Source organism: Colwellia sp. Bg11-12 (genome assembly GCF_014076955.1).
Classification (GTDB): domain Bacteria; phylum Pseudomonadota; class Gammaproteobacteria; order Enterobacterales; family Alteromonadaceae; genus Colwellia_A.
In genome coordinates this window covers 142,662-158,653 of record NZ_JACGUZ010000080.1, presented here as the reverse complement: position 1 = coordinate 158,653, position 15,992 = coordinate 142,662, and the positions used below count along the sequence as shown (strand labels likewise).

The following is a 15,992-nucleotide window of genomic DNA, read 5'->3' as shown; positions in this document are numbered from 1 at the left end:
AAATGGATAAAAATAATGGCAGGTTTTAATAAAGTAGTGAATACCTATGAAGAAGCAATGTCAGGGTTAACCGACAATATGACCGTTATTGCTGGTGGCTTTGGTTTATGTGGTATTCCTGAGAATTTAATCAAAGAAATCGAGTCTAAAGGCATTAAAGGGCTAACGCTAGTTTCTAATAACTGTGGTGTTGATGACTTTGGTTTAGGGCTGTTGCTACCTAAGCGGCAAATTAAAAAAATTATTGCTTCTTATGTTGGAGAAAATGCTGAATTTGAACGACAAATGATGTCGGGTGAATTAGACGTGGAATTAACACCACAAGGTACTTTAGCTGAAAAAATGCGCGCAGGTGGCGCGGGTATACCCGCTTTTTATACCGCAACAGGTGTTGGCACTTTAGTGGCAGCAGGTAAAGATCAACGGCAGTTTAATGGACGAGATTATATTCTTGAAGAAGCTATTACGGGTGATTTTGCCATTATTAAAGCATGGAAGGCTGATAAGTTTGGTAATTTAGTTTACAGAAAAACAGCACGTAACTTTAATCCATTAGCCGCGACCGCAGGAAAAATTACCGTGGTAGAAGTTGAAGAAATTGTTGAGCCAGGTGAGCTAGACCCAGATGAAATCCATACACCGGGAATTTATGTTAACCGTGTTATACAAGGCACTTTTGAAAAACGTATTGAACAACGCACTATTTGCACGACAACAGGAGAATAATCATGGCTTTAGACCGAAATCAACTCGCTCAGCGTGTCGCGCAAGAATTACAAGATGGCTTCTATGTTAATCTTGGTATTGGTATTCCTACCTTAGTGGCTAACTATGTCCCCGAGGGCATTGAAGTGATGTTGCAATCTGAAAATGGTTTACTAGGTATGGGACAATTTCCCAGTGAAGCTGAAGTCGATGCCGACTTAATTAATGCAGGTAAACAAACCGTGACCATGGCGACCGGTGCATCAATATTTGATTCAGCACAGTCGTTTGCCATGATCCGTGGCGGACATGTTGATTTAACGGTGCTGGGCGCTTTTGAAGTCGATGTTCACGGTAATATTGCTTCATATATGATCCCTGGTAAGCTAATTAAAGGTATGGGCGGTGCAATGGACTTGGTTGCTGGCGCAGACAATATCATAGTAACTATGACCCATGCGTCAAAACATGGTGACTCTAAATTACTGGCAAATTGCACGCTACCTTTAACAGGCAAGGGCTGTATAAAAAAAGTATTAACCGATTTGGCCTTTATTGAGATTAAAGAAGGGCGTTTTCATTTACTTGAACGGGCTCCTGGCGTTAGTGTTGAAGAAATTATTAAGTTAACAGCGGGTGAATTAGTCGTTCCTGATCATGTTCCTGAAATGCGGTTTAGCGAGTTTGTCGTCACTCCTACACTTTAAAATATAAAGCGAGAAGTTAAAACCACCTCAATCATTATTTATCAATGATTGAGGTTTATCAAAATGTTGAGAGTAACTGTCGCATTAATTTTTTTAACGCTAACGCTTTAATTGGTTTGCGCATAAAAGAGAAGTTAGCACTGTTGGTATGTTCTCGTACTTGCTCTGAGGGATCGGCAGAGCAGATAATACAAGGGGCTCGCCAATTATAGCTAGATAACCTTTGCTGGACTAAATCAACACCATTTTTATCATCATCTAAGTGGTAGTCTGAAATGATCAATGCAGGTGTAAAATTTTGCCCCGCTAGCGCTTCAATCAAATTATTTTCATTTTTCGCCGCAATAACAACACAACCCCATTCCTCGAGTTGTGATTGCATAGCTTTTAGCATCAAAGGCTCATTATCAATAAGCAAAACCGATAATTGGTTAAATTCATCTGTGGCGCTAATACTTTTTTGTGTATGAACAACCGATACTTTCGCCGGTAATAACTTACTACGAGGTAGGGTAATACTAAAGCATGAACCTTTACCAACCATAGATTTTACTGAAATGGTTAACCCTAATAATTTAGCAATACGATCTGAAATGGCTAAGCCAAGCCCTAAGCCAGGCTGCTCCTGAGTTTCGTTTAAGCGTTCAAATTCTTTGAATATGGTTTGTTGTTTGTTTTTGGCAATACCTGGACCATTGTCCCAGACTTCAATAACGATGTGTTCTTGTTGTCGTCGAACACCGAGTAACACTTTGCCTTGGCGCTGCGTTTGTGGACAATAATTAATAGCATTGGAGAGAAAATTTTGTATAACACGGCGCAACAACCGTTGGTCAGTTTCAATAATGCAGCTTGATTTTACATAGTTAAAAGCCAAGTTAGCTTGTTCAGTGAGTAAGAAAAACTCTTTACTTAAGGGGGCTAATAATTCGTCGACATAAAAAGAGGTAATAGCAATATGTTGTGACTTGCCGCCTAAGCGAGATATTTCAACAAGATCAGAGAGTAAGCTTTCAGCAGCATTGAGTGAATGGCGAATATTACCTGCTAATTCTTCTAAATGAGTGCCCGTTACTTTTTTATTAAGCATGCTAGTAAATAAAGATAATGCGTTGAAAGGCTGCATTAAATCATGGCTAGCAGCCGCTAAAAATTTAGTTTTACTGATATTCGCCTCTTCGGCTTCGGCTTTCGCGTGGTTTAATTCACGGGTACGTTCAATCACTCGCTGTTCTAAGTTCTCATTAGCTCTTTGCAAGGCCTTTTCTGCTTCTATATGCGCGGTTATATCTGAAAAAGTACTAACAAAACCACCGCCTGGCATAGCCTGACCTCTAATTTCTAAGACAATACCATTCGGCATTTCTCGCTGAGAATAATGACTGTTGCCCTCACGCATATAATTAATTCTGCGGGTTATAAAGTCATGAGTACTCTCACCGTTAGAACTACTTTTATCGGCAATAATTACACCTCGGTCAGCATTGTATTGAATAAGATCAGATATAGGCTTTCCCACGCAAACTAAATTATTTGGGTAATCGAGTAATTCTATGTAGCGTTTATTCCAAGCGACTACACGCATATCAGCGTCAACAACACTAATGCCTTGTTCAATGTTTTCCACTCCAGCTTGCAGTAATTCACGATTAAATTGGAATAACTTGTTAGCTTCATCAACAATGTTAACAACATCTTCTAAGGGCAATGCTTGTTGCTTGCTCGCCGCCTTCATTACCATTCGGGTCGACGCTGAGCCTAACACGCTCGATAACTGCAAGCGGGTATAGTCGACCAGCTTTTGACTGGCGGCGGTATTACTTAGTTGTTTTGCATGACTATGATGGAAATCATCGGCGCTCGCGTCATTAACGAAGCGCTGCAATAAGTGATAAAGGTCTTTGCTTGATAGGTTTTGTTGAACAGCGCCTTGCTTTTTACTGATAAAAAGCTCGGCTTGCAATCTTTCGCCGACACTGCGTTGGCCTAATAATGAAAAACCAATAAAACAGCACGTATTGGCTAATAAACTAAATAATAAACCGTGGCTAATATTGTCGAGAAAATCGAGACCAAAAAGTGCATAAGGTTTTAACCCGTCTATGCCAAATAAACCTTGGCTAACCCATTGAGTATTAGGCAGCAAACTCGGTAGTAACAGGGTATAAAACCAACATAAACTACCGACAACTAAGCCAATAAAAGCAGCGTTACTGGTTGCCCTTCGCCAATATAAGGCGCCAACAACTAAAGGGGCTAATTGTGATAAAAGTACGAATGATAATAGGCCAATGGTCGCAAGGTGATTTTGTTGATTAACGATCCGTTCAAAGCCAAAGGCTAAGAGCAGCAGCAAAGCAATTGCTATGCGTCGAATGTTAAGTAGCAGACCTGACAGTTGCTTTTTTTGTGTGTTTATATAGCTGTTGTAATGTAATAGTAGTGGGTTAACTATTTCTGTTGTCACCATCGTGCTGAGCACTATCGTAGCGACTATAACCATACTTGTTGCTGCGGCTAAACCACCAATAAAAGCAAGACCGCCAAGCCATGCTTGCTGAAAAAAGAGCGGGATAGTAATGACATAAGTATCGGCATCAACACCACCACCAGGAAATAAACTTTGACCCGCTAAGGCAATAGGTAAAATGAATAAATTAATTAAAATTAAATATAATGGGTAGAGCCATCGCGCCATTTTTAATTCTTTTTGCTGATGATTTTCTATCATCAACATGTGATATTGCTGGGGCAAAATGAAAATAGTAATTACGCCAAGTATGGCTTGTGATATCGCAAAATAAGTATTTTTTACTGGTTGATAGTTAGGGGAGGTTTCGGCTTGGCTCATTAAATCGCCGATACCATCAAAAACAAAAAATGTCGCAAAAATGCCTATCGCGGTTAAAGCAAATAATTTAACGAGCGAACTAAAAGCGATCGCTAAGACTAAGCCTTGATTTTGTTTATTAGCGGCAACTTGGCGAGCACCAAATAATATACTGAAAATAATTAATACTAAGGTCACGACAAAGGTTGTGCTTATTCCAGAGCGGTATGTACCAGTGAGTAAGTCAAAACTTTTGCTTATTGCTCTTAATTGCAGTGCGATATAGGGAATGGTGCCCAGCAGTGCGACTAAGGTTACTGTGGCTGCTATTTTAGGCGACCTGTCGTAGCGACAGGCAATGAAATCAGCAATCGAGGTTAGGTTTTGTTGCTTGGTAATGCGCAATATTCGCAGCAACATAGGCCAAGCTAAAACAAAGCATAAAATCGAGCCAATGTAGATGGGAGCAAGCCAAGCTCCGGTTGTTGCTGCTTGCCCAACAGTGCCATAAAAAGCCCAAGAGGTGCAGCTTACCCCTAAAGCTAAACTGTAAACCCAAGGGCGAGAATGCCACTGCTTAGTGGTTTGCTTTTGTCCCGAGTAGGCAACAATAAATAATAGTAATAAATAACCAATGGCAAGAAAAGACACCAACCAGGTATTAAGAGAAAGCCAAATTAACACTGAAAATACCTTATAAATAGCAACATTTTACTATATACCGATGCCACCTTAACCTTACATCTGCAAGTAAAATGGCAATAGACATTATAACATCGATTAAATTTCACCACAGTGCACGAAGGTAGTACATCAATAGATAATTTATTTAGTTAAGCTGAATTTTGACATTACTATATTAGAAATTAATCTATATGAGAACTCTTAAGATAAGTAACAAGTATTTAGTAGAAGCCATTGTTTTTATTAGTTACACCTTATTTGCAATGGCATGGGTTGGCGGCACCGCAAGCATGAATCAAATTATGGCGGCAATGAATATTAACAGTTTAGCCTCAGCCAGCTTTATTAGTGGTGCGGTTACTTTAGCTAAAATTGTAGGCACCTTTGCCGCCGCTTGGTTAGCCTTAAAATTAGGCGGTAAGTATGCTTTTTTTGCATCAGGTATTTTAATTTCAGTGGGGCTATTAACACCTTTCGCGCCCAATTATGAATTGCTATTAGTGAGTCGATTTCTAATGGGATTAGGCGGGGCGTTTATGATTGTATATTTTAACCCCATCGTTATGTCTTGGTTTCCTCCAGAAGAGCGTGCCACGATAAACGGGATTAATGCGGTTGCTTTTAATTTGGGCACAGGCATTATTTTATGGCAAATGAGCAATTTTAATTCGTTAACAGGTAGCTGGCAAAATACGCTGATTATTTTTTCATTAGCAAGTCTGGCGTTAAGTATTGCTTGGTTATTTGTTGACGAAGCAAAACCTGATAGCAAAGCCAAAGACACCAATAAAATTAACGCACATTATTCCTACACAGACGGCTTAAAAGACAAGTTTTCATGGATCTATGCGTTAACCTATTCAGGTATTCTTGCCTTTTATTTATGTTTGTTCACCTTCTATCCTAAAGCGGGCATTAGTCAAAGTGCGTTATTGATAGGTTTTGGAATAATAGGAACGTTAGCCGGTATTATTTACAGTAAAAAATTCCCTTTACGGGTGCCTGTGATCCGTTGGTCAGGTTTACTGATTGTGATCACTGTGTTTACTTTATCTTTTAGCCCGTCAGAAGTAATACAAACACTTAGTGCTATGGTGTTAGGTTTTTCTATATTCTTTCCAATAACGGCATTAGTGGCAATACCTCATGAGTTGTCAAAAATGACCAGCCAAAAAATAACCGTTGTTTTTAGTTTGTTCTATTCGATAAGTTATATGGTGGGTACCTTGGTTTTATGGTTGTTTGGCAAGTTAGTTGATATTCACCAAGGTGACTATACATGGGCATTTGCTTTAACCACCTTGGTCAGTGGTACTTTCTTTATAGGTAGTTTTTTCTTAACTGAAACGGGTCAACAAAAAAACAAGGAAGATGAATTATGCGAGGTATAATTTCAGAAAAGTTAGCGCCCTTTTTAGCGCAGGCAAATGAAGCGTTAGCCGAGTCAAAAAAACAAGGTGTGCAATTTTCTCCTGCACTGGTTCGCTCAAATTTAGATAAATTGGCGCCTTTGATAGGTGAGGGGCCAGCACTCAGTTTTGTGCAAGACCGTGCAGTGCAAGCAGAAGAACGCGCTATTGCTGTGCGAGTTTATAGCCCCGCGCCAGAGGAAGCATTACCCGTAGTTATTCATTATCATGGCGGTGGTCATATGTGTGGCAGTGTTGAATTATACGATCCCATTTGTCGTAAAATTGCCGCACAAAGTCATTGCATTGTTATCAGTGTCGAATACCGTTTAGCACCAGAGCATCCTTATCCAGCAGGTATCGATGATTGTCGAGAGGTGTTAATTAATTATCAAGCTTGTTTAGCTGGGCTCAACTTTTCTAACGCACTTTATATTATCGGTGATAGTGCTGGCGGCGCTATTTGTACTACGCTTGCTATGCAAAGCCAGCAAGATAAACGCTTAAGAATCGATAAGCAGATTTTAATTTACCCGAGTGTTGATTACACCCGTCAACAGCCTTCTTTTACCGAGAATGGGTCAGGTTTTTTACTTGAGCAAGATAAAATAACTTGGTATTTCAATCAGTATTTTAAAGCGAGTGATAACAGTAAAGCTGCATCACCTTTGTATGGTGAAATAAGTAAAGCTTTGCCTGAAACTTTAATTATTACCGCCGGATGCGACCCGTTAAGAGATGAAGGTTTAGCTTATGCTAAAGCGTTAAAAACGGTTGGAGTCGCGGTGCATCATCATCAGTTCGATGGGTTAACGCATGCTTATATGTTACTTGATGCATTGGTTGAAGAAGAGTGTCAGCAAACTTTTCAGCTGATCGCTAACTTTATTAATAAATAGCTAAGCTTGCCACAGATTTCTGTGGCAAAAGCATTAATTATCGCAAGGTCTTGTTACCAGAGAGCAAGATCTCTTTATCATAATGTCAGTGATCCCGTTACCGACGTTGTCAACACGTTTCATCTTCATCTAGGTCATCATAATTTCAATATAGTTTCTTGCTCGGTAAAACACCTACAAAAAATGGTTGAATACGTATTCATCTTCTTTGATATAGCGCTTTGTTTAAATTTAACGCAACCTGTCTTGGCTATTTAATAAGCAAATATAAACATTGATTTTACATTAGGAATAAAAATAAAAATGAAAACTAAAGTAATAAAATCGTTATTAACGACAGGTCTGGCACTAGGCATTGTTTGTCAGGTTCAAGCCGCAGCTCAACCGACTACTTTTGTTCATCTATTTGAATGGAACTGGCAAGATGTTGCCCAAGAGTGTGAAGACTATTTAGGCCCTAAAGGTTATGCCGCAGTTCAGGTGTCACCCCCTAATGAGCATATTCAAGGGGGACAATGGTGGACTCGATATCAACCAGTAAGCTATAAAATTGAGAGTCGAGGCGGTAACCGCTCGCAGTTTGTCGACATGGTGAATCGTTGCAAGGCCGTCGGTGTAGAAATATATGTTGATGCAGTTTTAAATCATATGGCGTCTGGCAATGGTACGGGTATGGCAGGGAGTAATTATGGTAACAAAAGCTTCCCTAATTACGGGCCACAAGACTTTCATGATACTTGTGCCATTACCGACTATAACAATCGTTGGCAAGTACAAAACTGTGAGCTCGTGGGCTTAACCGATCTCAATACCGGTGCCGCTTATGTACAAGAAACACTCGCAGGTTATTTAAACGACTTGCAAGATATTGGTGTTACAGGTTTTCGATTTGACGCCTCTAAGCACATGTCATTAGGCGATATTCAAGGGGTATTGTCGAGAGTTAATGGCTCGCCTTTGGTGTTTCAGGAAGTGATTGATCAAGGCGGTGAGCCTATCACCTCGAGTGAATATCAAAGCACAGGTTTAGTAACAGAATTTAAATATACCACACAGCTAGGTAACACCTTCAAAAATGGCAGCTTAGCATCACTGAGTAGTTTTGGTGAAGCTTGGGGCTTTTTACCGAGTAGTTCCGCGGTGGTTTTTGTCGATAACCATGATAATCAACGCGGTCATGGTGGCGGTGGTAATGTGATTACTTTTGAAGATGGCCGTTTATACGACTTAGCGAATGTATTTATGTTGGCTTATCCGTATGGTTACCCAAAAGTTATGTCGAGCTATGACTTTCATGGTGATACTGATGCGGGTGCTCCAAGTGTTCCGGTACATAACAATGGTAATCTAGAATGCTTTGGCAGTAGTTGGAAGTGTGAGCATCGATGGTCATATATTGCTGGTGGTGTCGACTTTAGAAATAATACTGCAGATAATTGGAGCACCACAAACTGGTGGGATAATGGCAATAACCAAATTGCTTTTGGTCGAGGTAGCTCGGGTTTTGTCGCAATTAATAAAGAAGAGGTTAATTTAACGACTACGCTAAATACGGATATGAGCGCAGGTACTTATTGTAACGTGTTAAAAGGGCAATTATCTGCTGATGCTAAATCATGTAGCGGCGAAACGATTACAGTGAACAATGGTGGAAGTATTAATGCTAATGTGGGTGTTTGGGATGCATTTGCGATTCATCAAGGCGCAAAAGTTAATGGCGGCGTAACGGGCCCAACAACATTAAAACGTACCGTGATATTTATTAAAGCACAAACTCAAAGCGGTCAAAATATGTTTGTTCGTGGTGGTATTGATCACAATTACGCCAATAATAGTCTTGGTAGAAATTGTCAAACCACTAATTTTGATTGTGCAATACCTATTAGCCATAACAATCTAAAAAGCGCAACGACAACACCATGGAAAACCAACGAAAGCTACTTAGATTGGTATGGCAGTGAAGTCGCTCAAAGTAGCGCAGCCGAAGGTACACCACTTGATTGGACCACTAATGTTTGGCCTACAGGTTGGGGAGCAAAGCGCACCGTTGCTACTGATGGTTATGGTGAAGAGCCATTAAATATTTGGGGTCAACATTACTGGATGTTAGATGTTGATATGGATTGTAGTAAAGCGGTTAATAATAAGTTTGAAGTAAAGGCCTATGTTAAGAATGGGCAAGGTTGGGAAGGTGATATTAGCCAAGCTAACACACCTTATACATCGGTTAATCATGTTGCTGAATGTGGCAAAATCAACAAATTTGACTTTAATAGTCATACCGTAGAAAGTCGCGATTTTTAGAATTTCGTCGCGTGTTTATGATGATTTTTAACTAAATAATTGAGCAGGCTAGGCAATTTTTTGTCTAGCCTTTACGACTTTACAGCGTTATTTATACACGACCTATAAAACGTCTTTAGCGGCTCTAAAAGCTTCTTGTGCAGCTGGCGCGCCACAATATACAGCGCTGTGTAGTAATACTTCTCGTATTTCTTCTTTAGTCGCACCATTATTTAATGCACCACGAATATGCCCTTTAAGTTCTTGAGGGGTTCTTAGCGCTGCCAGCATAGCGATAGTCACTAAACTGCGGGTTTTAAGATCTAATTCTGTTCGCTGCCACGTTGCTCCCCAGCCATGAACGTTGATGTAGTCTTGCATAGGTTGACTAAAATCATCGGCATTATTAAGCGCGCGGTCAACAAACTCATCGCCCATTACTTGCCGGCGAATTTTTTCACCCGCTGTTTTTTCGTTGTTAGCTATCGTCATATATTATCCTGTTTTTTTTATTGGGCGGTCCAAGCGCCGTCCATTGGTAGTGCCGAACCGGTGATACTACGCGCACTATCGCTACATAAGAATAAAATAAATTCGCCAATTTGGCGAGGGTCCATCATTTCGGGTAAGGGTTGCTTAGCGGTCACTAAAGCATATTTAGCTTGTTCGAAGCTAACACTTTTTTGTTGTGCTATATCATTAATTTGATTATTAATTAATGGGGTATCTACCCAACCTGGGCAAATAGAATTAACGGTAATACCATGCTCGGCGCACTCAAGCGCAACAGCCTTTGTTAAACCAACCATGCCATGCTTTGCCGCAACATAAGCCGATTTATTTAGCGAGGCGACAAGTCCATGAACAGAGGCAATATTAATAATGCGACCCCAACCATTAGCTTTCATACCCGCAAGTGACTTTTGAATGGTGTGAAATGCGGATGTTAAATTGATGGCGATTATCGCATCCCACTTATTTTCAGGAAAAGTATCAATACTTTCGGTATGTTGAATGCCGGCATTATTGACAAGTATATCGATAGATCCCATTACTTGAATAGCCTTAGCCATAAACACTGAAATATCTTGTGCGTCCATCAAGTTAGCATTATCAAAAAGCGTGTTGATACTATATTTTTTAGCGAAATTTTCTGCTAAATTTTGACCTTCTTGGTTATTCATTAAACCGTGTAGTACTAAGTTAATACCTTGTTCAGCCAGTACATGAGCAGCGGCTAAGCCAATACCACTGGTTGAACCTGTGATGAGTGCAGTTTTGCCTTTTAGCATAATTTTTCCTGTTTAATGATGTTGTTCAATTGTGTTTTTTTCTTTATAAACATTATGTTAATGAGTCACTACGCACTAAGAAATATAGCAAGAGGAAGAGCGCTCATCTCATCGTAGATAGCATGGTTGTTATATAATAAAGCAAACTGTTAACTTTTTAATTGGCACCTTAGTACCATAAGCTGGGTAAATTGATTTTCCTGTATTAAATAATTTATTTAAAATTAATAGTACGGTAATTATTAGCGAGAAAAAGGCAATAAACTTTCATCAAACTAGTGTCTTCTTTGCATAAAGAAGTCTAAAATCTTAGCCCGCGCAGTGTTCCTTGGCTAAATGGTGCTCAATAATCGCTTATGCCACAAAACAGACCTAAATTTTCTAGCATTAAATTATGAATACCGTAATGAAAATCATAACTACCGCAAGCGCTTAGGCTAAATTCTCTCTAACGAAAGTCAATTAAACGGGGTTAAATAAAGAGGAAATGAAAACGTTGAAAAATGAAGAAAGCAGCTGGACTATTTGTCAGGAATGTCAGGGACGTGGCAAAAAAAGCAGAAGGCCCCGTAAAAAACTGCGACTTCAGTATCAGCGGGAATTACTTGAGTTTGAAAAAATGCAAGGCGAAGGCTTGGCACCCGTTCGTCCAAAAGGGCACCTTTATGATTGTTTGAACTGCGGTGGAACGGGTTTAGTTCATTGTGATAGCCAACCGTTTGTAGATAAAGAAAATTACCCACATATTGCTATTATTGGTGGTGGTATAGGTGGCGTTGCATTAGCGGTTGCTTGCTTACACCGCGGGATCCCTTTCACACTTTATGAACGTGATAGCGGTTTCGATACACGCTCTCAAGGGTATGGTCTTACTCTGCAGCAAGGGAGTAAAGCGATCGAAGGACTTGGCATTATTTCGTTAGCAGCAGGGGTGGTCTCCACCAGACATGTTGTGCATACCACCGATGGAAAAGTGATCGGTGAATGGGGGATCAGAAAGTGGCATCCTTCAGCGGTGAAAACATCGGTCAAACGCACCAATATACATATCGCACGACAATCTTTACGTTTAGCTTTACTTGAGCAACTCGGTGGGCATGATGCGGTGCAATGGGGACACCAGTTAGTTGGTTTTAAAGAAAGAGCTAAGGAAAGTGAGGATAAAAACATTGAACTTAGCTTTCAAGTAGACGGGGAAATAAAAATCGCCAAGGCTGATCTTGTGGTGGGTGCTGACGGTATTCGCAGTGCTGTGCGAAAGTTACTGATTGGCGACGATATAAGCCCTTTACAGTACCTTGGTTGTATTGTTATTTTGGGGATTTGCCCCTTGACGGCTCTCGACGGGCTTGAAAATTCGTTGTTAGATTCAGCAACGGTATTTCAAACAGCCAATGGCAATGAACGCATTTATATAATGCCTTATGACGCAGATTCAGTGATGTGGCAACTTAGTTTTCCTATGCCCGAAGAAGAGGCTAAGGCGTTAAGTGCAGAAGGTGCAAAAGCCCTCAAGTATGAGGCGTGTCGAAGAACGCAGTGGCATGATCCTATTCCTCAAATTTTGGCGGCAACACAGACAAGTCAGGTTTCTGGTTATCCAGTGTATGACCGACCACTTCTTGAAGCAGAATTATTGGCTAAAGGCCAGCAAGTAACACTGATTGGAGATGCGGCTCATCCGATGAGCCCATTCAAAGGACAGGGAGCGAATCAAGCTCTACTGGATGCTTTGGCACTGGCTCGTGGAATATCTATAGGGTGTCGACCTCTATCACAGTGGAGAGAAGCGGGTATGAGAAAAAGTGTGTTAACTGAATTTGAAACAGAAATGTTAACACGCAGTGCGTCTAAAGTAAGAGATTCAGCAGAGGCTGCAGAGTTCCTTCATTCTGACATTGTGCTCCATGAGAGCGACGAGCCCCGAGGACGATGTCTAAAGTGATCAGGTTTATTTTAAGAAAAATTAACTGACGACCGCTTAGTCGGAAGCTATATTTATTGAGGTATTTAGATGATTTTTTGGCCTTGTATACTAAAGCTAGAGGGTGATGATGAGCTTATTTATTTAAGCTCTGAGCAATTTTTCAACGAGGAATGTACAGAATTAATCCTTAGTGATGATGACTATGTAATAGATTCAACAGGTTATTGTTATTTAATCGAAATGATAACAGATAAGCCCGTATTAGCTAAAACCGAACGGGTAGTCGTTGTAGAAGAAGTTACACATTTAATTCGCGCTCATGAGTTTAATAAAGCTGAATTGTGTCTAACTAAAATTCATTTTTTAACAGTGTCAGATGCTATTAATTCATTGATTAACTTAAACTGATTTTTTTATAGGGGTCACTTGATATTATCTTATTGAATATTCCTCGTATTTTTTTATAAATAAATCCCTTCAATTGATAATAACGTTGATTTGCACAAGTAAACTGGCTATAAATAAAGCTAAAGTTAATGAATACAAAAAGTATTATTACTTTTTTTATTAATGGTGGGGTATGTTTATTTTAATAACAAAATTTATTTTAAAAACAATGTTGATCTTTATTTTAGTGCTTCCTCAACCGAATGCATTTCAATTCCCGTCATCAAAAGAAAATATTATCTTTTATACTGAAGATTACCCACCGGCTAATTATTTCGTTAACGACCAACTTAAAGGAATTTCAGTTGATACTTTGAAAGCTATCTGGAAACATTTGGATATTACAGAGCAAGAAATATTGGTCGTTCCCTGGTCGCGGGGCTACAGATTTACCTTGGATAAAAATAACACCGCGTTATTTACGGTTTCTAAAACGCATCCGCGTGAAAATTTATTTAAGTGGGTAGGGCCTATCTTTCATTCTACTCATGTATTAATAGCAAAAAAATCAAGAAACTTTAGTTTTACTAATTTAGGACAAATTTTTTATCATAAAGTGGCGACAATAGCAGGTGATATTTCAGAGATATCACTTCATCAAGTAGGGTTTCCTTCATCTAATTTGGCAAAAGTTTCTCAACTAAAGCAAGCCTTTTTAATGATGGAGTCAGACCGCGTCGATATGATTGTTGTTTCTATTCATGGTTTTGCTTATTTAGCAAAACAGCTCGATTTTGATACAAATGATTATGAACAGGTCTGGCAGGTTAATAAAATAGGTAACTACTTGGCCTTTAATATTAATACAACGGATGAAGTTATTAATGCTTATCAAAAAGCATTTGATGATATAGCTAGCCAACGATTGAGTATTAAAAAGTCTTATGAGTTACCCGAAGCTGAGTATTGATGAAAAACGATTCAAATAATAATTACCAATACATAACACCATTTTTTTAATAAATTATCAGACTGTAAATTACCAAACTATTGCTTTTAGCCATGAAAAAGTCGTGGAAATAATTATCGAAGGAGATGGTTAAATGATGCCTGAGCATTTTGACCCTATAGTGCTGTAGAAATTAAATAAAGTTGGAGCTTTCTTAATCAAGATGGAAACTATTAAATAAAGTCGGAAACTAGAGTTATTACGTTTAGCACCGCAAATACCTTTTAAAAAATTTAAGTAAACTTTGAAATAGTTAGCTTCTAAAATATAACTCTGCGGGCAGTGACTGCCACATTCCGGACGTTCTTATGAATGATAAATCGACCTCAAAACAGTCAACAAAGATACGATACCGGAAGTTCCTCTATATATAATAACAAGAGTTTTTTGATGATGACTTCTGTCAGTGAGTCTTTAAGCCTGAATGTGAATTAAGCCACCATAGAGATCATAAATACTTTAAATTAAAACGTCAGCTCTTCAAACAAGGGGGCTATTGAGATGGTGAGCTTAAAGTGTACTATTGTCGTATTCCAGACAGTTCTCTTATTGTATATACTTAACTAGAATATTTTCAGTACACAGGTACTTTTGGTATACAAAGATCAATATTAATTGGAAGTCATTTAATGAAAACACTATTTTTATGGTCATTGTTGTTATTTTCAAATATTTCTTATTCCATTAAAAACAATGAATTAGATGCGGTCTTCATTCCATTAAATAAATGGGCAAGTCAGCGAGTCCTGTCTAAAGCCATTGGCCAAATAATAGAAAAATCAGGTACACCAGTAGAATACATTAATATAAGTGCAGACAAGCAATGGGGGGCTATACAACGTGGAGTAATTCACTTCCAACTGGAAGTTTGGGAACCTTCCATGAAAAAAGAGTTCGAAAGCCTGATAGCAAGTGGCCAAATTGTTGATTTAGGTACGCATGATGCAAAAGTAATAGAAGAATGGTGGTATCCAAAATACGTAGAAGAGCTATGCCCAGAACTGCCGAACTGGAGAGCATTAAATAAATGTAAAAAGCTATTTGAAACCAGCTCATCTAACTCAAAAGGACTATATTATGGAGGACCATGGAATTATGGAGATGCTGAAATCATTCGTGCATTAGGAATAAATTATACGATAGGACGACTGACAGATGCATCTGAATTGTGGGATGAATTATCTTTAGCAATAAGCAATAAACGCCCTATTATTTTGCTTAATTGGAGTCCAAACTGGACTGACAATTACATCTCAGGAGAATTCGTAAACTTCCCTTTGTACACAAAAAAATGTGGAACAGATCCAGAGTGGGGACTAAATAAAAGACTTATTAACGATTGTGGAAATCGTAGAAACGGCTGGTTAAAAAAAGCTGGTTCGATGAAATTAAAAGAAAGTTTTCCATGTGTTTTTAGACTAGTTCAAAATATTAATTTCACGAATCAAATGATAAGGGATGCGTCTTCTTTGACTGTTGTCAAAAAACTATCTGATGACGATGCTGCAATAAAATGGTCGCGTTTATACGCGAACGAAATAAAAAAATGGATATCAAAAACTTGCATATAGTTACACCTTTAAACAAAAATCGTTAATGAGTAATACAAATTGCAAAAGCTAATGTTAGCTTATGGCTAGTTGAAGAAGTCTCTAATAATCACTGTTCTATGTTAACAAAGATACGATAGCTGACATTTTTTGTCTGCCAGCTAGGAAGCGCAGTTATCGAATTTCGGTCACTGGATTTTTGGTTTTGTAAGCTGCAATTATTGACCGTAAAGTGCCGATCAGAGACGTTCTAGCTAACTTGTTTCTGATTCTATAATTAATCTATATAAGTGACAAATATCACTTACCA

Annotated in this window: 12 protein-coding genes; 9 read left to right on the top strand and 3 right to left on the bottom strand. The window is 38.9% G+C overall.

Annotated elements, in window-relative coordinates; translation table 11 throughout:
* Positions 1–15: 15 nt before the first annotated feature.
* Both H4J39_RS17115 and H4J39_RS17110 read left to right on the top strand, forming a co-directional pair.
* Positions 16–726, top strand: a complete 711-nt coding sequence (locus tag H4J39_RS17115; protein ID WP_182229550.1) for a CoA transferase subunit A — start codon at positions 16–18, stop codon at positions 724–726.
* A gap of 2 nt (positions 727–728) precedes the next feature.
* Positions 729–1,412: a 3-oxoacid CoA-transferase subunit B gene (locus H4J39_RS17110; RefSeq protein ID WP_182229549.1), complete on the top strand. Its 684-nt coding sequence runs from the start codon at positions 729–731 to the stop codon at positions 1,410–1,412.
* A gap of 58 nt (positions 1,413–1,470) precedes the next feature.
* Here the strand turns inward: H4J39_RS17110 and H4J39_RS17105 are convergent, their stop codons facing one another.
* Positions 1,471–4,926 (bottom strand): PAS domain-containing hybrid sensor histidine kinase/response regulator, encoded by a 3,456-nt coding sequence (locus H4J39_RS17105; protein ID WP_182229548.1) that lies wholly within the window; start codon positions 4,924–4,926, stop codon positions 1,471–1,473.
* 191 nt (positions 4,927–5,117) lie between these two features.
* Here H4J39_RS17105 and H4J39_RS17100 point away from each other — a divergent pair, with 191 nt between their 5' ends.
* From H4J39_RS17100 to H4J39_RS17090, 3 genes are all read left to right on the top strand, one after another.
* A complete protein-coding gene (locus H4J39_RS17100) occupies positions 5,118–6,317 on the top strand; it encodes a CynX/NimT family MFS transporter (RefSeq protein WP_182229547.1) in 1,200 nt (399 codons plus the stop codon).
* Positions 6,305–7,234, top strand: a complete 930-nt coding sequence (locus H4J39_RS17095) for an alpha/beta hydrolase (protein ID WP_182229546.1) — start codon at positions 6,305–6,307, stop codon at positions 7,232–7,234. Before H4J39_RS17100 ends, H4J39_RS17095 begins: the two co-directional genes overlap by 13 nt.
* 303 nt (positions 7,235–7,537) lie before the next feature.
* A complete protein-coding gene (locus tag H4J39_RS17090) occupies positions 7,538–9,538 on the top strand; it encodes an alpha-amylase family protein (protein WP_182229545.1) in 2,001 nt (666 codons plus the stop codon).
* A 102-nt stretch (positions 9,539–9,640) separates the two neighbouring features.
* On the opposite strand, the gene H4J39_RS17085 is transcribed toward H4J39_RS17090, so the two are convergent.
* Entirely contained in the window at positions 9,641–10,009 is a 369-nt protein-coding gene (locus H4J39_RS17085) for a carboxymuconolactone decarboxylase family protein (protein ID WP_182229544.1), read from the bottom strand.
* 17 nt (positions 10,010–10,026) lie between these two features.
* On the bottom strand, positions 10,027–10,809 hold the full coding sequence (locus H4J39_RS17080) for a 3-hydroxybutyrate dehydrogenase (RefSeq protein WP_182229543.1): 783 nt from the start codon (positions 10,807–10,809) through the stop codon (positions 10,027–10,029).
* Positions 10,810–11,296: 487 nt separating this feature from the next.
* Here H4J39_RS17080 and H4J39_RS17075 point away from each other — a divergent pair, with 487 nt between their 5' ends.
* The 4 genes from H4J39_RS17075 (at position 11,297) to H4J39_RS17060 (ending at position 15,703) form a co-directional block, all read left to right on the top strand.
* A complete protein-coding gene (locus H4J39_RS17075; RefSeq protein ID WP_182229542.1) occupies positions 11,297–12,754 on the top strand; it encodes an NAD(P)/FAD-dependent oxidoreductase in 1,458 nt (485 codons plus the stop codon).
* A gap of 69 nt (positions 12,755–12,823) precedes the next feature.
* Positions 12,824–13,144, top strand: a complete 321-nt coding sequence (locus H4J39_RS17070) for a DUF4144 family protein (protein ID WP_182229541.1) — start codon at positions 12,824–12,826, stop codon at positions 13,142–13,144.
* A gap of 172 nt (positions 13,145–13,316) precedes the next feature.
* Positions 13,317–14,093, top strand: coding sequence for an ABC transporter substrate-binding protein (locus tag H4J39_RS17065; RefSeq protein WP_182229540.1), 777 nt, complete (start codon positions 13,317–13,319; stop codon positions 14,091–14,093).
* 668 nt (positions 14,094–14,761) lie between these two features.
* Positions 14,762–15,703: an ABC transporter substrate-binding protein gene (locus H4J39_RS17060; protein ID WP_182229539.1), complete on the top strand. Its 942-nt coding sequence runs from the start codon at positions 14,762–14,764 to the stop codon at positions 15,701–15,703.
* The last annotated feature ends 289 nt before the right edge of the window (positions 15,704–15,992 follow it).